Below are 24,599 nucleotides of genomic sequence, written 5' to 3' on the forward strand. Positions count from 1 at the left end.
GGGAATATAATTACAGCGGTGGTAAAATAAGTTTACATCAAGAATTTTTTGTAATATTTGCGCGAAATAGGAAACTGCTCGTGGAGGTTGCACACAGATGTTAAAAAAATGGATCAGTAGTTTTATAGTCATTACTTTCTTACTCTGCAACAGTAGTTATTTAAGTGTACGCGCTGCAAGTCCACTGCATTCCACTTCCCGGATTGAAGGAATGCTGGTCGTGGATGTAAGTAATTCCATGAAGAGCAGCGATCCGAATAATATTAGCAGTGAAGCAATGAAAATGTTTATTGATATGGCATCCCTTAACGGGGATAAAATTGGGGCCATTGCTTACGCCGATGAGGTAATGAGAGAAAAGGCACTAGTCAAATTACGCTCGGAACAGGATAAACAGGATTTGAAGGATTTCATTGACTCGGTTGGTAAATACACATACACCGATTTATCTACCGGAGTGAAAGAAGCTGTTAAGGTGTTGGACTCAAGCCATGAGCAGGATTACTTTCCATTGATTATCCTTTTAGCTGATGGCAATAACGAATTGGATCCGAAAAAGCCTAAGACCGCTGCCATGGCGGAGGACGACTTAAAGAAAGCTGTTTCTGATGCGAAGGCGAAGGGATATCCCATCTACACTATCGGCTTAAACGCTAATGGCAAGCTGAATAAAGATTTGCTCACGAATGTTGCCGAGAGCACAAACGGAAAATTCTTTGAAGCTACCTCAGCAGATAAGCTTCCAGGAATCCTAAGTGAAATCTTTGCCAACCATTTAAAGTTGAAAATTGTCCCGGTGGACCAATTAGTAGGGAATGGAGACTTTCAGGATATCAATATACCGGTACCAAATGAAAATGTGTTAGAAGCGAATATTTCTCTTATTTCAAGCCAGCCGGTTGAGGTTAAGTTCATCGATCCTTCAGGTAAAGAGCTGGCGGTCCCTTCCGATCAGGTTCTGCTGTCACGGTCAAAGACCTACTCGATGGTTAAGCTGATGAAGCCGGTACAGGGTGATTGGACGTTAAAGGTCAAAGGGGTGCCACAGGATAAAATCGATATCAATCTTGTTTTTAATTATGACTTACAGCTTAAGCTGTCCCCGCTTGCCAAGCAAGGCTACAAGGCGGGTGAAACCGTTCAAGTCAGAGCTATTTTTGAAGATAACGGCACAGCCATTACAGATAAAGAAATCTATAAATCTATGAAAGCGACCGCTTATGTAAAAGACCTCGAAAGGGGAAACACGGAGGAAATTGTATTAAATGCCGATGATCAAGGGTTTACCGGTCAGTTCAAGCTCGGAAAAGCCACGGGCTATGAAGTTGTCGTGAAAGCGGAGGATAATAGCTTTTTCCGTGAAACTCAGCCGGAAAGGATTATTGTGAAAAATTCGGCGGCTGCACCTGTAGCGGCAAAGCCAAGTTCAGCGGAGGACGAGAAACCATTTCCATGGCTTTATGTAGCTGCTGGTGTTGTCGGTGCCCTTCTGCTCGCAGCCCTTGCTTACATCGTGCTTTCAAAATTGAAACAAGCGAGCCGTGGCTTTAGCGGCCAAATGATCGTGGAAATAAAGGATGAAAATACAGGTGAACGTATCAGCCCGCAATTCAAGAAATTAAAAGGCTTTAAAGGAAAGTTTCGGCTGCACCAGCTCTTGTCGCTGTCACCGGAATTTACAGAGACGGAGCAAATCATATTTAAACCCGCTTCGGGTGATGCTCTGCTAATCGTCAATCACTCTGACTGTACCATCGAAAAAGGCGGCCGAGCCATTGACACCAAAAAAGGGCTTGTAGTAAAACGAAACGACCGCCTGAGAATCATTCCTAAAAAGGTAAACAAATCTATTTACATTGAGTATATAAGTTAACTTGATAAGCGTAGTAAGGGTGTCAGGCACCCTTCGCAGTGCCTGATGCCTTAACTTGAATCCTAACGACGATATTTTTCGTCTTTATTTGTAAGAGAATTTAAACAGCAAGGGAGGAATTTTGCATGAAAGCTAGTGTGAGAGAGCATATTCAGCAGTTGGATGTTTCGTTAGGCGGGGGTATCATTTCGGAGAAAATTCGTGTTGATACGATTGATAACCCGATGCTTGTCATCGGCCTTGGGGGCACTGGAATTGATGCCCTGCTCAGGCTCAAGTACCAAGTCAACCGCCGCTTCAAGCTGCCACAGGACCCGTTATCGAAAAAGAAAAAGGAAAAGCCAAATAACATTGAATTTTTAGCATTCGAAACGAATGAATATGACCGCAATAAAAAATATAAGGGCATTGGCCTTGACCCGAACAAAGAGTTTGTCCTGCTTTCCAACCCGGAAATCGGCGGCCTGCTGCAAAATCGCAGCACGATTGAACCGTACATAAAGGAATGGCTGTCACCAGAACTATTGATTACCGACGGCATCAGCGGTGCTTCCGGAGTCCGTCAAGCCGGAAGACTGCTGCTGTTTACAAAAATCAATCAAGTTGTTCAAACGATTGAACGGAAATTAGAAGCCGTTCTTGAAGGGACAAATAAACGGCTCTATGTCTTCATCTTAACTGGGCTGTCCGGCGGAACAGGCAGTGGCTGCTACCTTGATATTGCCTATATCACCCGCGGAATCATGGAGCGGAAATTCGGCTCAACCGGTGTCGATAAAGTCAGCATACTTGGTTACCTGTTCACACCTGATGTGAATTTGTCCAAACGAGGCTTAAGCTCGCACACCGTCGAATATATTGAGAAAAATGGATATGCAGCCCTAAAAGAACTTGACTACTGGATGAACTGTGATGAACGAAATGAACGATTCAAAATGAAATACGGCAGCCTCTTAGATGTCAACTCCCCTATGCCGCCGTTTAATCTCTGTCATTTGATCTCCGGGACAAACCTTGAAGGCAAATGGCTCGAGAATGCCTACGATTACTGCATGAATGTCACCGCTGAAAATATCACCCACTTTATGGCTAATGAAGAAAAGAAATCTGGCGAAGAGTTTGCCATCCACGACTATATCAGCAACATCCGCACCAATATCGCCCAAATGCCAAAGCCATATGCCGCCAACTACCAATACAACATTATTGGCGCATCGATGGCAGAGATTCCACTCGAAGAAATGACAACCTATATTGGCTATAAGCTGTTTGAAAAAATGAACACGATGTTTGATGCCGGTCCCGATCAAACGGAAGTCGAGCAGTTTTTAGAAAAATTGCGTATCGACCCGGATTCTGTCCATCAGCGCTTTAATGAACGCGTGCCGGAACCATTATCCGGTTTTGAAAACAGCGACCGCTTCTCTTACAACAATGTGATTAAAACTTCCGTGATCAATCTTGATGAAGAATTAGACCGTGAATTTTTACTAAAAGCTAAGGACCAATACCGTAAATGCAAGAAACAGCTGCCAGGAGAAATCATGGAGGAGTTCCGCCGCCACATTGAGCGCTTATTCCTCCATCCGAAAAAAGGGCCAATCTTTGCATCACGCTTGATTTACTCCAACGATGGTTTCTGCTTGTTAAAGACATTGCAGGCATATGTTGAAGGACTTCGCGACCGCTTAGAGCGTCTGCCAAAAGCAATTACTACAGAGCAGGAATATGCCTACAGCAAGCTAGAAGATGCCCGCAGCGCATTTATTTCAAAGGATCGCAAAAAGAATGCCTATATTGATGCCAAACTGAATGAATTTTTTGCTCGGGCGGAAAAGTCCAGAATTGAAGAAATGATCGAATTCTATGAGGACCTATACCAGCTTTTAAACAACCAGAATAACAAGATTTATGAGGTGTATAAAGAAATCTTAGAGACGCTGAAGACAATTTTTGAAAAGAACGCTGATATCCTCGTCGATGGTGAGGAGGTAAAACGCGACCACGATGCCACCTATTATTGGCACCTTGTCAGTGTTCCCGATGTCGCTCGTGAAATTCAGCGAATGTTTGATTCAAAGGATGGAGAAATATTGGTGCAGCAATGGTCGGAAATGCTCCTTGAAAAATCCACCTATTGGGTAAAGGAAACCGATATCGACGTTGTTGGCACTGTTTCCGAATTCCTAACCGACCAGTTCGGGGAGTTAATTACGAAGTCGATGGAAGACTTTTTACGGCTGAAATACGGCGATGACCTGCCCATCGACAAGATTATTGAGGATAAGATTGCGGCACGCCTTGACCGTGATGCCCTGCCAGTATTCCACCTTGCCAACAGCAACGGTCAGCTTCACTTCCCGCAATGGGGCTTTGTGTCTGTTCCGGTGAAGGCACCGAATATTTTCAATGGAATTAAAAATTTTGAGCGCCATTCGCTAAGTCATTCACGCTTCACGATTAAAGAAAGTGAGCTAAAAAACCGGATCTTCTGGTTGAACACGAAGAATGGGATTCCTTTGTTTGCGTACTCGCCGCTGTCCCTTTATGAGACAGCCTATGAAAAAACAATTTTAGAAAAAGAAGGTGTTGGCCGTCACCTCGTGCAAACTGCGAAGGAAAACTGGGCCTACCTCCCTTCACCGATTCCGGAGAAATCTTGGGGAGATACGTATGAGAACGAACGTGTCAAACAATACAATGCCGGTGTCCGTGCCCTATTTGATCAAGCGCTAGGTTTTGGCTATATCATAGAAAAGAATGACGACCAAAATACAAGTGCGAGATTCCAATGCCATTTTACAAAAGACGTGAATATTGGGGCGTTATTTGCTGCACATGACGTAGATCCGAAGAAGATAGAAAAAGCAAGTCTCGGAAGCTTGAAGCAAGTGCTCCGTCTGCTGAAAGACATGTTTGCCGGCAACATGGAGATTGTTGGGTCGAGTGATATTTTTGGCAGTACGAATGTAGACCTTGCGAAGGAAAACTTCATCCGTTCCCCTAAACTAATTGAAAAAGTGAAATTAGAGGTACGGAAATATCGTTTTATTCAAGAAAGGATCACCGAGATTGAGCAAGTTCTCGCTTCGCAAAAAGATAAAGAGATGATGATGAATCAGTTCATTCAGGCCATTTATACTAGAACTATTAAGAAGCGCGGTGCCCTCTACGTTTACGATAAAGAGATTGAGGAAGATGCATGGGAGCCGTTCGTGAACCTGATGAAAACGTCGAAGTTTGTTGAATTTGAAATCTATCAAGCTTTTAAATCATTAAATCCAAAACAAATGGCGCAGCTCGAAAAGAAATCGGAACGACGCAGCATCGAGTTAATTAATCAAGAAAGTGCTGCGCAGCTAATTTTTGCTTTAGAGGAAATGGCCGCGGCCTATCAAAAGGAAAAGGAAGCCCTTGATTATGACTACAAGGAATTTGCCAACGGCGAGGATTTATACGGTTTTTACAAAGAGCTGATGATCAAGGTACAGGAGATGCTGCGGCAGTTAAAATCATAAGGAAACGACATTAGTGTGTCGCCAATAAGCGGATAACCTCTTCCAATTGGTGGATAGAGCAGCCAATGAGCTGATAATCCTTTAAATTTGTGGATAGACGTATCCAATTGGCAGACAGCGATCTACAATTGGCGGATAACCGAATTATTAAGTAAATACTAACGAGATAGATCAAATCATCACACACAGTCCAAATCTAAACGCTTAAAGAAAACTCGCCGACTGGCGAGCCTTTTAGGCGAAGACAGAGGCGTAGTTGCACTTATACTTATTTCTTAGAATTGGCAACTACGTCGAGTACTCTTCCTCGCTGCCAATTCATACTTTCTTAACGTGTAAAAATATGGCCACACGCAAACTAATGCATGTGGCCCGCCTCTTATCCTGACCGGCTATGGAGAATCAATAGGGGGAATCAGCTTTGAGAGAACTTTTACAAAAGTATGCCAACACATTTTCAATCCAATTGGAAAAAATCAGCCTTTCCGAAAATGAACAGCGCAGTGTCAATCATCCGATTGTCTTTTTATTTCTAGGTGACCTTATGAAGGATGCACTAAAAGCGATTATGGCCATAAATGAGGAAAAATGGCTGAACAGTTCCGGCGTCATATACTTTCACGCGTATCAAACTGACACGATTACGTGCGAAAACGTACTGTCCTTCCAGCTTCCGGGAAATGAACTTGACCGCAAGTATAAGCGAAAGGGCATGTACGAAGCCTTTTATAGCGAGAAAAAAAAGCTAATTGAACTAAATAAGGCATTTCGTATACTTTCGTCAAAAATTGCTGAATACGGGAAGGAATATTCTTCGCTAAAAAAAGTAAACCTTTGTCTAGTGACGGCAATTGATGATCCAGCAAATATCCTCATTCAAGAATTCACATTGCTGTTAAAAAGTATCCTTCAAGAGTCGTTTCGCTTGGTCGAAGTAGATTTATACGGGTTGCTGAAGGAAAAACAGGACGGCGAGAATTTTGCCCTCTCCACCTCACTCGGGATTAGTTTTTTAAAAGAACTAGATCACTATCAAAACGATGAATACACCTTTGAAAAGGATCTCCAGCTGACAGAGGATCACCTGCGGCTTAATGTGAGTCACCCTCCTTCCCCACTGTTTGATTTGGTGTATTTTTTAAGCGATAAAAATGAAGATGGCTTGATTTCCAGTAATGCCATGCAGCAAAATTACGAAATCATAAGCAATCTAAATCTGTTAAAAAATCGAAAGATGATCACCGACTATCATGAAAAAATGGACAGCTACAATCATCAGGACTTTAAAAGGGGCATCAAAGGAAATTCACAGGAACCCGTTTATGCTTCGGCAGGCTTTTCAAAGGTAACCCGACCCAATAAAGCGATTGCCCTTCATGCTGCCAGCCATTTTTTTCATGAGCTGTTGTTATCGTTAAAAGCTGCGGGAACGGAAAAGCGAGAAAAAGTGCTCAGCTTATTCGAGCTGTCAGAAGCATCCTTTCAAAAATATTTTCATGAATGCCTTCCACCGGTCGAAAAAATCATGGATATGACTGGATTAATCGGGGCCTCGAATTCGTATCAAATGGTAAAAAGAATGTCTTTAAGAGAAGCCGAAGAGTATTTATATGAAGGCGGAACGGAGTGTTTCTTTTATACCAATTTGGAAGAGCCTGTCCGCGAGCATTTGCAAAGGTTGGACCTGAGAGCCCAAATAGAACGCTGCTTCTTTGAAAATGTATTAAATAACGAACAATACGGATTATATTGCGCTTATTTATGGACCTCCGACACACCTGGGGCTGAAATTAGTGTGATAAATGAAATTGATAGACTAGAGCGCGATACGAAAAATGAACGATTAGAAAAAGAAGCGCTTCTGCAGCAGTACTATCAGCAAATGGTTGACCAGTGTGATTTTAAAAAGAGCTACCTTCCTTTTTCAGATAAGAAAAACCTAAACAGCTTTGTACACTACTTTTTCGAGACAGTTTATGGTACCAGGTACGAAATCATGAAGCTTGAGGTAAAGCAGGCCATTTTGAAGCAATATCGTGCGGTGCTAGAGGAACATCACCAATATTTACAATCGAAAATGGAGCTGATCGACCAGGTAGAATCCTGCCTGAAACAAGTGGCAGCTGAAAGTCTCTATGATTCCGATGATGTATTGGATAAAAATATTGCAGAATATTATGCCGACATGATCGGCATGATCACAGCAAAGCTAAAGGAAAAATGGGGTCCCTACTTCTTTTCAGACGAGCGATTTTTTGGAAACTTGCTTTCTTTGCTGGAAAACGGGAAGCCCAAGCCCCTTCTTGAAAGAATACTGCTTGTTTGCAATCGCGAGGTGCTGACCCAGGAGGAGTTCCACCGCAGTTTTGAGGATGAGCTGCTAGAACGAGCAAATGTCATGACACGCTATGAAAACCGGGAGATTCTCTCAAAAGAAGATTTGTTCAAGCAACTTTATCTTCGCCTAAATGAAACCTCCTCCGTTCATATTGAGGTGTTTAATTATACGCAGGAGCATCGCTTTGAAGAAAAATACTTCTTTGGTGATTTCTACAGTCAGTTCATGCAGTTTGCCTTAGAAAAAGAACATGAAACAAGACAATGTAAAGTTGGCTGTGCACATGAAAAGAAATCAAGCGGCATTGAGAAGCTCGCCCTTATGGGAGGATTCCGGCTAAAGGACCTAATGTACTATCGAAATGGCGAAAAGTATTACAAAGCTTACGTCGAAAATGGCTTTGAATTACACGCCAATAAAGCAGAAGCTTCCGTTTAGCAATAAATGGACTGCGCCGCTAACTTTAAACTTGTAAGGAGCATTGAACATGCCTGTCCGTAAATTTAGCTTTCTCTTTTTTGTTTTTAGTATTATTGCAGGGTTCATCGGCGCTGTTATTGGCGAATGGTTGATCGAGTCCTATTATGGTGTTTGGCCCAATATCCTGTTAATTGGTGCCTATTTTGCGCAATTGGCCTTTATTGCCGGTCTCTTCTGTTTAATTTCCGAGCTTATTAGGCCGATTATTAATGGTCGCAGCTGGCGCTTGGAATATTCTGGTCTATCATGGAAGGTGCTACTTCCTTCCACTCTCGTCATGCTGTTTGCTGCCGGTCTAATTTTTCAATACATTTATTCTCTTAATTTTTCAACTGTCAAACCGCCGGATGATATTGTCATGGTCATGGATATTTCCGACAGCATGAATAAAACGGACCCGAAACGTGAAAGCCTGAAGGCAGCCGAAAAACTTATTAACAATATGAAGCCCAGCCACCGGGCCTCTGTCATTACTTTTAACGACAATGCATCGGTCACGAAATCGATGTTTAACATCAGCGATAAAAATGAGACTTTGGATGCCCACGAGCAAATCAAAGGCTTGGAATATGGAGGAAAAACTGATATTGCCGGTGCCTTAGACACTGCTTTAAAGGAGATCGAAGACAACCACAATCCTGGCCGTAAACCAATGGTCATTCTGTTCTCAGATGGCTATAGTGAGATTGACCTTACTAAGGTTGTCCGTCCCTATCAAGACAAGGGAATTATCGTTAATACCATTGGGATGAGCAAAATTGACAGAAGCGGCGCACAGCTCCTCAAATCGATTGCATCCCGGACGGGAGGGTCCTTCCATGATGTCAAAAAAGCAAATGATTTAACGAATGTGTTTGAAAAAATTTACTTAGAAAATCAGGACCGGCTGCTGATGACGGAAAGGCATGGATTGTTCAAAAACAGCCTGTATCTTGCCATTCTGCGTGTTGTCTTGTTTACCATTATCGGCGGATTATTTGGTTTAGGTCTTGGGATTCTCTTCGACAACCGTTACTTGGCTAAAAGCTACACACTTACCGGGCTGATTTCAGGTTTATTAGCAGGAATTGTGCTTGAAGCCGGTTTACAAAACTTCTCAATCATGTCGGGTTTTTCTTACCGCGTTATTGCTGATATCTTGTTAACGGCACTTACCGGTCTTGGAACGATGATCATTCCGATTCGCGAAAAGTTTTCAGGCATGACTAGACGGCCCGCCTCTGGAGCTGATTTTTCCGTAACAGGTACGCCTTCTAAACGGGATCGATTTAGTAAAGGATTTTAAAGAAAACTCGCAGATTGGCGGGCCCCTAAGGGCGAAGACAGAGGCGTAGCTGCACTTATGCGTTAGGAAAGTATAAATTTGAAAAATTTATACTTTTCCTATTAGCTAATAAAGATTGAGGGTGATTATTGGTGAACTGGGAACCCATTTCTTCCCCTAATCATGAAATAAAGGATGTAAAAAAGACTCTGCAAGACTCAGTGGTTCATTTAAGCTGGTTCTGGCCAAAAGAAATTGACTTTGTGTACATTTATAAGACCTCTGCTGATAGCGTAAAGCCCATCAGCGAAATCGATGAGTGTGAACTAAAACTCTACACTCGCGAGGAATATAAAGTCAACCAAGGGTATGTCGGCAGATTAGATACCATCGGCCGCACTGCCTATCGTATCCTACCCTGCCAAAAACGGGAAGGAAAGCTTATTGTTTTTATGCAGGAAAATGAAAAAAATCTCATTTATATCACAGGCTCGAGGGCGAAGATTTATTTTTCTATTGCTTATAAAAATAAACTCTTTCAATCTCGCAAAAAAGTAAAGATGGCGATCATGACCGAGTTTCCAATCGAAAAAGAACTACTCGTCTATGTAAAAAAAAGCGACGGTGTCCCGATTTCTCTTGAGGATGGAACCGTCTATCCGTTTATCCGGGACTTCCCTGCTGGGAAAACCGTGCCGCCGGAAATTGAAATCGATAAAAATGAGTTTATTCGCATCTTTTTTAACAATGGAAAGAAATCAGCACAGCATTACGAGCTGATACCTGATTAGGGGGCCATTACATGTTCGCATTATTAAAACGAATGTTTGAAAAAAAACAACCTGCCAAAGAACGATTACCATTTTACGATATTGTCTGCCCGTACTGTTTTTCAAAATTTCATCATGAAGATGTCGTCTTCCGTGCCGCCCACCACCGCGATGATGATGAGGCTTTAGCGCTCCAGGAAGACGAATTATTGAACAGCTACCGGGGAAAATTCGGGCTAGCTCCAATTGATGAGCTCGAGGCCATCATTGATCCTTCGATGATTCCCGATGAAAACAAGATTTACTCTGACCGCATTCTGATGGGTGTATCCGATAAATACGCGGTCGTGACGCGAATTCGTCTGTGCCCTGTTTGTCATAACGATCTTCCGGTAACAGCCGGCAGGCACCCAAGTAACATCGTTTCTATTGTTGGCGCCACCTCGGTTGGAAAATCGGTTTATATGACGTCTCTGATTCATACGCTTCAGCATGTGACCGCTAACAATTTTGATGCCGCCTGTATCCCGCTGGATAATGAGATTAGTAAAAGATTTCGGATAAACTATGAAATTCCCCTTTTTGAAAATGGGACTCTTTTACAATCAACCGAAAAAACGAATCGGCAGGAGCCGTTTATTTTTCAGTTTATCTTTAAAGACGAAGACCAGGCGCCGCTCACACTTGTTTTTTTCGATGTTGCCGGTGAAGGAATGACCGATAAAGAATACCTTAAGCTTCATGCCGCCCATATCAAAAATTCCGCAGGCATTCTGTTCTTGGTCGACCCAATGCAAATCCGCGCGATACGTGAAAAACTGATCCACCAAATGGGTGAAAACCCTGGTAAAATTGTTGGCCAGGGTGATGAGCCGCGTGAGGTAGTGATTTCACTGTTCGGTGATTTTATTGCCCATCTTGAAAATAGTAAAACCGATATCCCGACTGCGGTAGTGTTGACGAAAAGTGATCTCCTACATTCCTTAAAGCATGATGATGGGGAATACATCGGCACCAACAGCAATGTCTTCCATAATGTCATACATCGCGGCTGCCTCAATTTAGCTGAATATGAAAATATTAACGGGGAAATGAAGAGATTTCTAGCAAAAGTAGATACTCCATTTGTCAATGCCCTTGATGTTTACTTTAAAGATACCTCCTATTTCGCAGTGTCCGCCCTTGGAAGTAATCCGGTCGATCAACAGGTCAGCGGCATTATTAGTCCCGTCCGAGTGGATGAACCGTTTATTTGGCTTCTTTATAAGCTGGGGTATATAGAAGGGAGAAATGGTCAGTGAGCGGAAAAATTCAACAGCAGATGTATACTCGAGAACGTGGCGGAATTTTTCACGCCACCGACGGGTATGACACGATTGCAATATCTGAAGGCCTCGATCAAGCCTTTGTAAAAAAATACTTGCATCCGTTCTGTATTTATCATTCTCCTAAAACCTTAGCAGAACGCAGCGAAAAGGATACCGCACTCTACCCTGAGGCCGTAACAATGTTTCAGCCGGAAACTGGTGATCTCGTTATCGGTCAGGCCGTGTTTGTGCCCGCTGATTTTACTGGTACTCGGAGTACGTATTTTATGCACAACTACATTATTCCAAAAGCGCTAAAGGAAAAATGGATTAAGCAGCCGGAGAAGCTGTTTCAAATAAATGACTTTCAAACTTCCTATGATATGGCGCATGGGAAAGTTCTGACAGAGCGAGAGATTGTTGGGTATGAAGCTAGGGAAGTTCTTTCTGTAAAAAGTAACTTGCTAGGGGCGTTAGGCATTACGGAGATAAATTTTAAACAGCTTTTATTTGCGGTCATGTCCTCGATAGCCGGTAAAAAAAAGATCTTCATCTCGCTAAATGCACCGCTTCAAGATTATTCGAAATATGCCATGCAGCTGCTGGAGTTGATTTTTCTTTATCTACCATATTCCCACCGCAGGAAACTAGGGGCAATGACCTTTACAAGTGAACCAGAAACAAAAAATTATATCCATGTCATGTTTTTTGAGCCGGGAACATTAAATACTAGAGATCGTGCCATCGAAAAACAATTTATTTTTGATTTTGCGAATAACAGAATATCTGGGGTGGATCTATCTGACCAGCAGCATGAGTATTTGGAGTTGGCCTTACACCATTTCACTCATTCAAAGCGGATGGATGATTTTTTTGAGTTTGCTGAAATGGCCCTGGCTGGTTTACCTGAATCAACAAAACTGGAATTAGCGAGCTATTACCAGTTGACCGACATATATCTGACTGTACGTTATAACGATTTCTCTTTATATGCAAAAAATAAAGCTGGCTTTTTACATAGTCTGATGAAGTTTTTACAGATTAATAGTAACGAAAAGCCGGATTTGAAGGGGCTGTTCTTGACACTATTGAAAGAGGAAAAAATCGCCCCAGACAAGGCTCCAGCCCTCGATTATCTTAATGCTGTGGTTTCCATTAATGCCATTGTGAGGTCTGATGAGGCACTTTTCTTTATTCTTGAAACACTTACGTATTATCAACATGACTCGCATTTCCATCAGTTATGGAAAGTAATTGAACAGGACATGCCTACCCATGAGGCACTCGTCATGTTTATGAACGAGCATCAAGATTATGGAAGCCTTCTTGAGCTGTATCTTAATGAACGATTTAAACACCTCTTTCCTCTGGAGGACATCCTAAATGAATTAAAAACAATGGTGGGAACACCTTATCTATTTGGCATTGAAAAGTTTAAATCGAATGTCAGAAATAGGATTGCTACTGCTATCAGCACCGATAGTGACCCTTTCAAAGCCGTACAGGCAGTGGAGAGTTATATCGTTGACCTGCAAAACGCCGACTTTGGCGAGTTTAAACAGGATATACTGTCACATACAAAGCTTGCCTTATTACGTTCAATTCGTTTGCAGGATCTCACGTTACCGGATATCAAAGCATTCGGAAAGATTTTTACAAAGGAACTTAACGTAAGAGATTTAAAAGATGTGAAGGTAAAGGAAAATTATCTGATCACCAATACCCTATACCAGCTAATCAATATCCCTTCACAAGATGAAAACTTCAGCTTAAAGCCATTAACTGTTGCAGCCCGCGAACAGCTTAGAGGGATTCTGCAACGAATATTAAGAGACCATCCGTCTCCGGAACAATTTCAATTACTGTTCATCGCCTTTGAAACAGAGTTTGATGGTGTTGATTATCAGGGTGTATTGGATTACTTAATCAAGCACAGTGATGACAAAACGCTGCTGTCCTTTGTTAGAGGAAACGCTCGCCTCGTAGACATTGACTTTGGCTACAGGAGGGCATTACGAAAATACTTCATTAGTCATCCAAAATCGCTTTGGAAAAATAAAACGCTTCGGAAGGAACTACAATTAATCAAAAACTACAGTCTTAAACAGTTACTGAAGGAAGTGGAAACAGAAGCTGCCAGCCCTGTGGTCAAATTCCTTAAAAAGAATGGACTGAAGCTGTTAATGGCCTTAGTCATTGTTGGCGGTGGGGCATGGTGGATGTTGGACAGTTTTTTTGGTACTGACAGCTCTGTACCGAAAGCATCCAAAACGGCTGTGTCTAGTAAAAATAATTCTGAGAAAGAACAAAAAGATAAACTTACCGGCACCCCCATTTCGCTTGATTTGTTTCATAAAGCAACTATGGATGTTGACGGTAAATCCTTTTCTTTACATCTTGACGGCAAGCAAGTAAAAAATATTATTGGAAAAGCCCAACCTGATGGTAGCAACAGCACCCTTTTGACTGATAACGAGGGCGGACAATGGCCTTTGAATTTAACAACTGATTCAGATACCCAACGCCTCTTTGATCAAAATGAGCTGCTAAATGATGGGGTCTCACTCTATGGAATCGAACATGATTTTACCGGGGATGACATACCTGAAGTCGTAATCGTCGCAAGCAACAGTATATCGGATTCTTATGTTTGGGTTTATTCGTTGAAACTTAAATCGAATCCCCTACATCCTATTTTAGAAAAGAAAGGACGTTCAACCGTACAGTTAGACGGGAATAAACTCATTTTTCCAGACTACGAGGTTTACCAATATTCAACCGAGAGTCAAAATTTTGTTAAGCAAAATAATTAATTTGTCATCGAGAGCCTTCCTTACGGGATGCTCTATTTTTTTGCCTTCTACACTCTCTGCAAAAAGACGGCAAAAAATGTCGATAAATAATTCTATATATTTTGGTCATTAATAGTTAAGTTATCTATGGTTTAGATGGTAAAATGATATTATATAACGAACAAAATGTTATTTTAAAGCGAAATTATCATTTAGAAGCTTAATGGCAGTGGGGGTGTATATAAATGTTAAAAAAATGGATTAGTAGTTTTGTAGCAGCAGCTTTTATTTTTGGTATAATAGGAACCTTTAATGTACGCGCGGAGGGTCCTGATTATGCTGCTTCTAGAATAGAGGGTGTTATGGTCGTTGATGTCAGCCGGTCGATGCTTTCCAGTGACCCGAACAAAATCAGTAATGAAGCGATGAAGATGTTTGTCGATATGTCATCTCTAAAGGGGGATAAGATCGGTGTAGTTGCCTATGGGAATGATGTAACTGCAAAAAAAGACATCGTCAAAATCCAATCAGAGAAGGATAAACAGGCGATAAAGGATTTTATTGATTCATTAGGATATAATCCGAATACTGACATGTCTGTTGGACTAACAGAAGCGGTAAAATTCTTAGATGCCAGCCATGAAAAAGAATATTTTCCGTTAATCGTCCTACTTGCAGATGGTAATAATGATCCAGACAAGACAAAGGGCAAAACCGCCAAGCAAGCCGATGAGCAAACTGCCCAAGCAGTGGCTGATGCTAAAACAAAGGGTTACCCTATTTATGTCATTGGTTTAAACGCCGATGGCAAGCTGAACAAGGATTTACTCCAATCGATTGCCACAAGCACGAACGGAAAATTTTTCGAAACAAGTAATGCAAATGATCTTCCAGGAATCTTAAGTGAGATTTTTGCCGATCATTTGAAATTAAAGGTCGTCCCAATCAAAGATGTTGTTGCAAAAAATGAATTCCAAGATATAAAAATCACGATCCCGAATGAAAATGTATTAGAAGCAAACATTTCTCTTGTTTCAAGCAAGCCAGTAGAATTGAAATTAGTTGACCCGTCCGGCAAGGATCAGGCCATTCCATCAGATAAAATTAAGCTGACAAAATCGAAAAATTACTCCATGCTAAAAATAATTTCTCCCCCACAAGGAGATTGGACACTTAAGGTCAAGGGATTTCCAGAAGATAAAGTGGATATCAATCTTGTCTTTAATAATGATTTACAATTAAAACTTGCCCCGCTTACAAAGGAATTTAAAGCAGGCGATCAGGTCAAGATTTCCTCCTTCTTTGAAGACAACGGGAAGAAAATTACCAACAAAGACATTTACCAAACACTGAAAGCGACTCTTTTTGTCAAGAATTTGGATACAGGAAAGTCTGAGGAAATCCCATTAAATGCAAGCGATAAAGGATTTGCCGGTCAGTTCACTCTAGGAGATTATGAAAACGTTGAAATAATGGTGAAAGCGGAAAGTGACAGCTTTTTCAGGGAAACCCAGCCGCAGAAGCTCACTATCCTAAATGCCACAGCTGAACCTGTTGCAGCTGAGGTGAGCCCGAATGGGACAAAGAAATGGCAGCATCTCCCGTGGCTTTATATTATGATTGCTGCAGCTGGAGCTTTTCTTATCGCAGCGCCGATCTTTTCCATTAAAGCAAAGAGAAAGAGAGAAAGCATTGGGTTTAGTGGTCAGATTGTCGTTGAAATTAAGGATGATGTGACAGGTGAATGGACGGATCCAAAGATTAAGAAATTAAAAGCATATAAGGGAGAATTCTGTCTGAACGAGCTATTCTTGCTTGACCCGGAATTCAAAGAGACCGATCAAGTCACCTTCGTTCCAATTACAGATAATACATTACTGTTTATTAATAAATCAGACGTCCAAATCGAAATGGGAGGTGTCACGATTGATGCAGAAACCGGACACCGACTGAGACGAAATGACAAACTGTGTATGAGATTAGAAGAATTAAATAAATCAATTTACATTGCAAATGTTAGTTAGCGGAAAATCACCATTCCTAAACAAAACAAAAGCGATGAATTTCTATCCTTTTAAAAATAGAAATTCATCGCTTTTTATTACACTTCATTCTCGGCCGAGGCAGTGTCCGCCCCAGGAAGACACTGTCCACGAACGGTGCCTGACACCTATTTTACCGTTATCACAATGCAAATAGTAACTTTCAAACAGTGGCTTGCAAACGGTGACTGACACCCTATTTGTCTTCTTCAACCTTTCTTCTTCTGATGATGACGGCTCCGCCTGCTGTTAGGAGGAGTAGTCCGGCTGCGATGGTACCTGCGAAGAGTGGTTTGTTTTCATAGATTTTAACGAGTGCACTCTTTTCCGCGATTTCGAATGGCATCGTTGAGGTAATCTCATTCCCGGCCTTATCGGCTGCGACTACTTCGATTTTATATTGTTTGATTTCTTTCAACGTTGTTTTAATGAGCTGGACACCGTCTTTTGTCATGGAATCACCAGTAAATGGCTCTCCATTAACGGTGATCGATTTAATCGTATCCTCCGGATGCTCAAGACGGATTCCGACTGTCACCGCTTCGTAGTACTTCTTGTTTTTCTTAACACCCTCGTACACGACCGTCGGCTCGGTCTTATCAATAATAAATTCGACACTCATCTGTCTAATATTCCCAGCCTTATCCTTGACCTCTAAGAAAAGGACATGCTTCCCTTCTGTTTCAATTGGTGTACCCATTGTATAGGGCTCACCATCTAAAGTCAGGGAAATAATATCATATTCACTCATGTCTTTAATAAGAAGATCCGGGAGGATGTTCTTATTAAAATACTTGTTGTTAATAGGCTCCTTAAAACTAATAAAGCTAATGTCCGGCGCTGTTTTATCAATCGTAAAGACAACGGTTTGCGCACTCACATTTTTCGCCTTATCGATAATGTTTGCTTTTAACACATAATCCCTTTCGTCCTCAAGCTTCTGACCACTCTCAAATGACTTGCCATTAAGGGTAACCGTTGAATTGTCCTTATCTAAATGAAGATCATCATACTTTACTATTGGCGTGACATTCTTATTAAAAAAGCTATCCCCGACCCCTGAAATAGTTAATTTCGGTCTTGTCGTATCTAAAATGAAGCTAATATCTAACGTTGCTTCGTTTCCGGCTTTATCTTTAGCAGCCACATGATAGCGGTATTCCATTTCGGTGGCCGCGATCGGAATATGACTCTTAATGTCCGCCCCTCCATTTAGGGAAACTGATGTGATCATATCCTCTGGCTGATCCAACACAAATTGCGGCGTGAAAATTTTATTAATAAACTCCCCACTTTGGATCACACGATTTTCACCCTTGAATTTAGGTGTAATCACAGGCTTTGTTTTATCAATCGTAAAGGTCACCCTGCGGCTAAAGCTATTGCCTGCTTGGTCAACCGCTTCGACAACAATTTCATACGTACCTTCCTTGCTAAAGGTATGGCTGAACGCGGCTGTTTCACCGCTAACGTGAAAACTGCCGACATTATAGCTGCTGCCATCACTTGTCACCTTAATTGTGTTCAACTTTAGGTTCTTATCCTTGATAGTCACATCCACTTGCTTATCGGTATTATAAAACGCATTATTTTCAACACCCTGAATATCAATGAAAGGCTTTGTTTGGTCAATCGTAAAGCCAAACTGCGGAATCGCTGAACGGTTCCCGGCTTTATCCGTCAACCCTAGAGAAATCGTATATTTTCCATCCTCTGCCAAGGCTTTCGTAACATGTGATTTTACTAAAAGTGATGGATCAACCTTTGTTTCCTCATAAACCTTCTTCCACTCACCAAACGAAATGTCTTTACCATCCTTTGTTACCTCAAGCTCAATATCCCTTGCCGCAAAATTCCGATCCTCAACAACAACGGACACTTGTTTCGCCTCAGGGTAATAGTGGTAATTGCCTGCGCTTGTATCAACGCCAGTTATCGTTAAATGCGGTGGAGTTTGGTCAATGATGAACTCCCGTTTTTCTCGTACACCTTCATTACCAGCTTTATCGATGGATGCTAGCGTAACCGAATAATCCCCATCCTCAGTAAATGCATAAGCACCTACACCAGTGTCGTTGGTCCCAGCCAGCAATTTCAGCTGACTGACTTTTGAAAAAATAGCTCCATCCTTCAATACGGATAATTCATTGCCCGTTAACTGAAGGTTTGTATCAGAGATTTTAAACTGAAAGTCCGTATTCTTATTAAAATAACGCTTATCAGTGAAAACCGGGTCAATGCTTACGGCAGGAATAGTATGGTCAATCGTAAACATAATGGATTTTTGCTCCGCCACATTTCCCGCCTTATCCTTGGCATCAATGATAATTTGATAATCACCTTCACTTTGTTCATCTTCCTGGGCAAAAACGACGGTATAGACGGAGCTTACCGGACTCTGTGTCCATGTTCCCGTCACAAAATCGACCGGTACATAGACTTCACCGTTTTTCCTTCTGACATCGATAGCGACATCGTTTGTATCAAAATTTGTCTGCCTTTCATTTTTGATAACAATGGACACTGTCCCCTTTTTACCAAAATGGCTTCCATTAAAGTCGGCACTTAAGTCGGTATCTACTACCGGTGCAGTGGCATCAATCGTAAATTCTATAGTTTTCACCGTTTCATGCCCGGCCGCATCCTTGGCCGTTACCGTGACCCGGTATTCCCCGTCATAGCTGCTATCAACTTGTTCACTATTTCCAAATGGCAGCGCTAATGTCGAGGTTTCCCCGGTATTTTCCCATGGTGCAAAACGATCATCGGGGTAAGCGGTAAACTGGCCATCCCCATCCCGTTTTTCTACCTTATAACTGACAAGATTGGATTGATAATTTTTTTCCTTAACCTCGATGGTTACCGTGCCATTTTTTACAAAAGCAGCGGGATCAATCCCAGTTAGCGACACTTCCGGAGCCTTTGTGTCAACGACAAAGGTGAGAGGCCCGATGAATTGGCTTTGTTCCAACCCGTCAATGGTGCTGAAAGAAAGTTCATAATTCCCGTCAACTAAGGTTGTATCCTGCTTCAAAGTGGCAATGGTCCGTGATTCATCCAATGTCAATGCCGTATTTTTTTGATTTAATGTGAGCACAGTTTTAGTTAAATCCAATGTCAAATCCGCAGCCTTTACAGAAAAACTTCCATTATCATAATACTGCTGATCCTTTGCAGCTTTTCCGCCTACTGAGACTTCGAGCTCCGGCTTTTGGCTATCGATAATGAATTGAACCTTTTGATTGGCCTTATTGCCGGCAATGTCGCTTGTCGCAATCGTCAATTCATAAATGCCATCCTCGAACTCTTGCTTTAATGATGCCACTTTGTTGTCGGCTGAAAAGTTTGGCGTCAATGAGATGGTTTCCGTTTTTCCGCCGATTGATTTTTTGGTCATCGTCATTTCAGTTGCATTTGCGTTTAATTGCTGGTCTTCTGTAATGCTGATGTCAACTGTTTTCTTTTCTTTATATTTCTGATTATTTTCGACACCTACAACAGCAATGATCGGTGCACTTTTATCAATTGTAAAGGACAAAGGATAGGTGAATTCGCTCCCTTGGTTATCGGTAATGGTTGCCGTTCCTTCGTAATGCCCTTCCTCGGTCAGCGAAAGGTAGGCAATTCGTTTAAAAATACCAAATCGGTTTGGGGTAAAATCAACTATATGATTAAACCTTTCCCCATTATGTGTTCTTACCAGGTTTGCTGTGGCCTTGGTAATCTGTCCGTCATCTTCAAACTTAATAGTCACATCATCGTGATAGAAAGCGTCTGGATCGATGCCGGACATTTTCGGTTCGCCTTTATTGATGGTGAAAGAAACCTTTTCCTTGTCGCTTTCATTCCCCGCTCGATCACGAAGGAATGCCGTTACATCGTATTTACCGGACTGAGGAAACTCTACACTGCCCAATCGATTGTTTTCAACATCCCATTTTATCTCAGCTGGTTTCCCTTGCTCCTCTTCGTCGAGAACAACGAGGACAGATACATCATCATGGTTAAAATTCTTTTCCTCCACTGTGAGATTTAAAACAACCTGGTCATCCTTTTCTGTATAGATTGATTTTTTTGTCCCTGAAAGGGTCAGCTTCGGCTTGATAGTATCTCTTTCGATACTGAATGTTGCCGGATTGGCTGTGAACCCCCATGTATTTTCAGCAAAATCAACGGTAACGTTTAACTGACTATCACTTTTGGAGGGCAAAGAAACCTCAACTTTATATTCACCATTAAAAACAGACGCTTCATCGAGAATTTTGCTGACCTTAATGGTATTTGCCTCTTTTCCATCGTATGATGCCTTAAGGGTAAATGGCTGCTTTACATCAACAGGCGCAGGAGCTGGGTTAGTCGTTCCCTCTTCATCGGGCTTTTTGAGGGAGCTAAGATAGTTTTGATAATCTTCTTTCAAGTCGACTGTAAAAGTAATAACGTCCATTTGGTTTGTAAACCATTCCGGCTTAGCGTCTTTATCGATATCCCAAGTTATGCCGTTAAATTTGATATTTCTGCTCGTCTCGTTTTGTGATAATACATGGTTCGTAAAAATAAGGACAAAGATTAGCATGATGATGGTAAAGCTAGTCCATACCAAGAATTTATTATGCTTATAGCTTTTATTGATCAGTTCTCCCATCCTATAAATCTCCTTTTATCCCGCATTAACGGGCAGTACGCCCCACTTCAAGACTTAGAATGAACTAAAAGGATAAGTGGGGAATTTCAACTGCCCGTAAAAGCCCGATTGGTTCAACTAACACTCAGTGGTAGATGTAAAAAAAACCTACTAAGTGAAGTTTCACTTTATATGGTTGCATTCGTATGAACGATAACCACGTCTCGCTCTTTTATAAATTTGCTGTCGGACACCGGTGCCGTTAACACAGTTGTTTCCTCCATTCCTTCATTTAACAGCTCGGTCTCGTCAATCCCTGTCGATAATAACTCCGTTTCCACAGCGTCTCCTGATAATAGCTCTGTTTCGTCCGAATCAGCTTTTGCCAAAAGTTCAGTTGCATCTGCTGTTATTTTCTCTTCCAGTAGTTCAGTGGCAACAATATTGACTGAAGAAGGGACCACCGCTTCCAATTGTTCAATAGAATCATCATTGATGGAAGAAGGGATTTCCGTCCCCAGTAATTCAGTAGAATCTATACTAACGGAAGAAGGGACTTCAGCATCCAGAAGTTCTGTTGAATCCACACTACTAGAGGCGGCTACTTCCATTTCAACATCACGGCGGGGCTGAATCTCTCTTGTAATTGGCTTATTGTTCTGTTCTTGTTTAGAGCGGGATCGACCCCGCTGCTTTTTGACCCATTTGTGGAAACTAAATCCCGTTAAATCCTCGATAACCTCTGAAATATTTAATTTGATAAAAACAACAATAGAGATAATGAGTGAGAGGATGGATCCGGCAAGGCCGCCATAAAATATTGTTTGATAATCCACATTTATTCCCCCTGCCCCACCAGATTCAAATTCGTATACCTTCTTTTCAGCTTCAAAAATCCCTCATCATTAACAGCACCCTTTAATTGCGATGCCTGCTCGTATACCTTTACTGCCGCCTCATAATTCCTCATTGGTTCTTCTTTCCCATGTTCGATATCGAGCAACAAGTTTCCTAGTTTTATATATGCATTTAGACTAGCAGGAAACTCCTTCAGCGCTTCTTCGAATTGTTCTTTTGCTTGCTCGTGTTTGCCCATTTCCTGATAGATGATCCCAATTTTAATCAGGTACTCCTCTTGATTGATTCCCTTATCCTCATCGAGGAGGTTGTTGTAATAACGGATGGCTTTCTCAAAGTCGTCGACGGCTGCCGTTTTATCCTGCGAATTAATTCCTTTACTGTAATAGGCCTGTGCTAATTTCAGTTCAAAATCCTGTGCATATTTGTCAGATAAGAAATCATCATCCAATTTCGATAAAACATCGTTTGCCTTATCGATTAGTTGAATCGCCCTCGTATTTGCGTTAGGGATCTGGGCCTTATAAGATAGATAAATATTCGCCAACGAATTGTAATTATCAATTTTTTTTACGTTATTTCGGGCTTTATCGGTGAACTTTTCAAAATCGTCCAAGTCACTGGCGAACTTATTATAGTCAATGTTTAAGCTCCCCATCGTTGCGGCTAATGACTTGTAATACTCGACTTCAGGTTTGTCTTCTGCCTTAACCCTGCTAAAAAATTCTTGAGCACGAAAATAATCCTTTTCCACATCAAAATAAGTCATCCCTACTTTGAAGAGAACCTCACTATTTTCATCGATATTGCCATACCCATCATCCAAATATCTTTCTATATTCGAAAGGCCCTTATCCGCTTCACCGCTTTGAATATATATATCTAGTAAATTGTTATAGGCCATCGCTCTGCCTTTATCGAGCTTAATCGCTTGTTCAAGGATTTTAATGGCCTTCGTATTACGATCATTTTGTACATAGCCGTTTGCCTCGTTGATTAAACTCATATAATCCTGGAGCTGATCATTTTTCATCCCCTTATAACCCATTACAGAAGTCGTCGAAAACCCTAGGAATAGAACGGCTGGAATCATGAATAAAGATAATTTTTTATATAGCTTGCGTTTATAGCCCTGCGTTAATTTGTTGATGTTCTGCAAATCATAGGACAGCTCTTCACAGCTTTGATAACGATTACCGGGCTCAGCCTGGGTACATTTTGCAATAATGTGTTCAAGCCCCTCTGGCAAAGATGGATTCCAGGTTCGAATCGGCCTTAATTCATATGGCGGGTCACTTAAGGTTTTTCCCGTCACCAAATAGTAAAGTGTCACACCTAAACTATAAATATCTGTTCTTGCATCGGTCTGCTTACCGGATAACTGCTCGGGGGCTGCGTATCCTTTTGTCCCAAGATTCGTCGTATCAGTCGTATTCTCATTTTTAAACTCCCGGGCGATTCCAAAGTCTATCAGCTTAATTTTCCCCTCAGGGGTCAGCATAATATTATCGGGCTTCATATCACGATAAATGATGGGGTTAGGCTTTCTCGAATGCAAGTAGCCCAGCACATCACTTAACTGTTTTGCCCAATCAATAACCTCATTAGGTGCAGCGGTCCGTTCACGATTTAACTTCTCCTTCAGCGATTCACCTTCAATATAATCCATCACCACATAGATTTCGCCTTGGCGGTCAATAACATCATAGATACGCGGCAAGGCTCCGTGATCTAATCTTTTTAGCATATTGGCTTCAACGACAAGGCTGTTGACCAGCATTTCATTGTCGCTCTCCGCTCGTTTACGGATATCCTTTACCACCAGCGATTTCTTGAGCCTGTTATCCATGGCGAGATAGACAATACTCATACCGCCGCGGCCAATTTCTTTCAAGATTTCATACCGTTCATCAATAATCGTGCCGATTTTAATCAAGATGCTTCACCCGCTGTTACTTTCGTCATTAATACTGTGATATTATCGGCTTCCATCCGTTTCTTTACCAGTTCAACCAGCTCGACAACCGTTTCCTTCATTTGCTGCTCGTTGGAAAAACGGTCCGGTCTAAGGCTGGTAAACAGCTCCTCATTGCTAATTTCATGGTAAAAGCCATCGGTGCACAGCATGAACAAATCTCCTTCTTTTACCTTACCGTGTGATACGACAGGATCCAACTCTGGGGATGCGCCAACACATTGCAACAGGACATTTCGGCGCGGATCGATTTTCGCCTGCTTCTCTGTTATATTGCCCCGTTCAAGTTCCCTGGCTACTAGAGTTTGATCCTTCGTTAACAGTGAAAGGTCATCATGAATTTGGTAAGCTCTGCTGTCGCCGACGTGCAAAAGATAATATTTGGAATAAACAATCAATAAAGCGGTGATGGTTGTACCCAGCTTTATGTTGCCCGCTTCTCCATAATCTGAAATTTTGCGATTAAGTCCCTTCACACAGTTCGTTAATTGCTGCTGGATATCTATCACCATCTGCTCTTGGCCGGAATGAGTGATCTTGGGAAGTTCTGTTTCAAACCAGTCCAACATTCCTCTGATTACAGTGGCACTCGCCAATTCTCCTTGCGTGAGCCCGCCCATTCCATCACAAACGATAAATAGCCCGATACGGCCCATTGGTGTCCTGGCAGTTTTAAGCAGCAAGGCATCCTGATTGGTTTTCTTTTTGATTCCGGCGTCAGTATGGTAGGCAAGTTGAAAATACATCCACTCACCGCCTTT

At 41.8% G+C, this 24,599-nt stretch carries 12 protein-coding genes; 8 read left to right on the forward strand and 4 right to left on the reverse strand.

All coding sequences use genetic code 11. The features are described from left to right. Positions 1 to 97: 97 nt before the first annotated feature. From QNH20_RS23105 to QNH20_RS23140, 8 genes are all read left to right on the forward strand, one after another. Complete coding sequence (locus QNH20_RS23105; protein WP_283920276.1) at positions 98 to 1,873, forward strand: VWA domain-containing protein; 1,776 nt, start codon at positions 98 to 100, stop codon at positions 1,871 to 1,873. A 125-nt stretch (positions 1,874 to 1,998) separates the two neighbouring features. Then, on the forward strand, positions 1,999 to 5,391 hold the full coding sequence (locus tag QNH20_RS23110; protein ID WP_283920277.1) for a tubulin-like doman-containing protein: 3,393 nt from the start codon (positions 1,999 to 2,001) through the stop codon (positions 5,389 to 5,391). A 421-nt stretch (positions 5,392 to 5,812) separates the two neighbouring features. After that, positions 5,813 to 8,167, forward strand: a complete 2,355-nt coding sequence (locus QNH20_RS23115; RefSeq protein ID WP_283920278.1) for a hypothetical protein — start codon at positions 5,813 to 5,815, stop codon at positions 8,165 to 8,167. A 49-nt stretch (positions 8,168 to 8,216) separates the two neighbouring features. Next, positions 8,217 to 9,494: a VWA domain-containing protein gene (locus tag QNH20_RS23120; RefSeq protein WP_283920279.1), complete on the forward strand. Its 1,278-nt coding sequence runs from the start codon at positions 8,217 to 8,219 to the stop codon at positions 9,492 to 9,494. A 131-nt stretch (positions 9,495 to 9,625) separates the two neighbouring features. Then, positions 9,626 to 10,264 carry a beta-mannanase gene (locus QNH20_RS23125; protein WP_283920280.1) on the forward strand — a complete coding sequence of 213 codons (639 nt, stop codon included), beginning with the start codon at positions 9,626 to 9,628 and terminating at the stop codon, positions 10,262 to 10,264. Between the two features lie 11 nt (positions 10,265 to 10,275). Continuing rightward, positions 10,276 to 11,544 (forward strand): TRAFAC clade GTPase domain-containing protein, encoded by a 1,269-nt coding sequence (locus QNH20_RS23130; RefSeq protein WP_283920281.1) that lies wholly within the window; start codon positions 10,276 to 10,278, stop codon positions 11,542 to 11,544. Beyond that, positions 11,541 to 14,363, forward strand: a complete 2,823-nt coding sequence (locus QNH20_RS23135; RefSeq protein ID WP_283920282.1) for a GAP1-N2 domain-containing protein — start codon at positions 11,541 to 11,543, stop codon at positions 14,361 to 14,363. Before QNH20_RS23130 ends, QNH20_RS23135 begins: the two co-directional genes overlap by 4 nt. 224 nt (positions 14,364 to 14,587) lie before the next feature. Continuing rightward, positions 14,588 to 16,366, forward strand: a complete 1,779-nt coding sequence (locus QNH20_RS23140) for a vWA domain-containing protein (RefSeq protein ID WP_283920283.1) — start codon at positions 14,588 to 14,590, stop codon at positions 16,364 to 16,366. Between the two features lie 214 nt (positions 16,367 to 16,580). Here QNH20_RS23140 and QNH20_RS23145 read toward each other — a convergent pair whose 3' ends face one another. From QNH20_RS23145 to QNH20_RS23160, 4 genes are all read right to left on the reverse strand, one after another. Further along, positions 16,581 to 21,026, reverse strand: coding sequence for an Ig-like domain-containing protein (locus tag QNH20_RS23145; protein ID WP_283920284.1), 4,446 nt, complete (start codon positions 21,024 to 21,026; stop codon positions 16,581 to 16,583). Positions 21,027 to 21,193: 167 nt separating this feature from the next. Continuing rightward, a complete protein-coding gene (locus QNH20_RS23150; RefSeq protein ID WP_283920285.1) occupies positions 21,194 to 21,841 on the reverse strand; it encodes a hypothetical protein in 648 nt (215 codons plus the stop codon). Between the two features lie 2 nt (positions 21,842 to 21,843). Continuing rightward, complete coding sequence (locus QNH20_RS23155) at positions 21,844 to 23,799, reverse strand: serine/threonine-protein kinase (protein WP_283920286.1); 1,956 nt, start codon at positions 23,797 to 23,799, stop codon at positions 21,844 to 21,846. Further along, on the reverse strand, positions 23,796 to 24,584 hold the full coding sequence (locus QNH20_RS23160; protein WP_283920287.1) for a PP2C family protein-serine/threonine phosphatase: 789 nt from the start codon (positions 24,582 to 24,584) through the stop codon (positions 23,796 to 23,798). The genes QNH20_RS23155 and QNH20_RS23160 overlap by 4 nt, the downstream gene beginning before the upstream one ends. Positions 24,585 to 24,599: the final 15 nt, after the last annotated feature.

This window comes from Neobacillus sp. WH10, from assembly GCF_030123405.1.
In the GTDB taxonomy this organism is placed as follows: Bacteria; Bacillota; Bacilli; order Bacillales; family Cytobacillaceae; genus Neobacillus.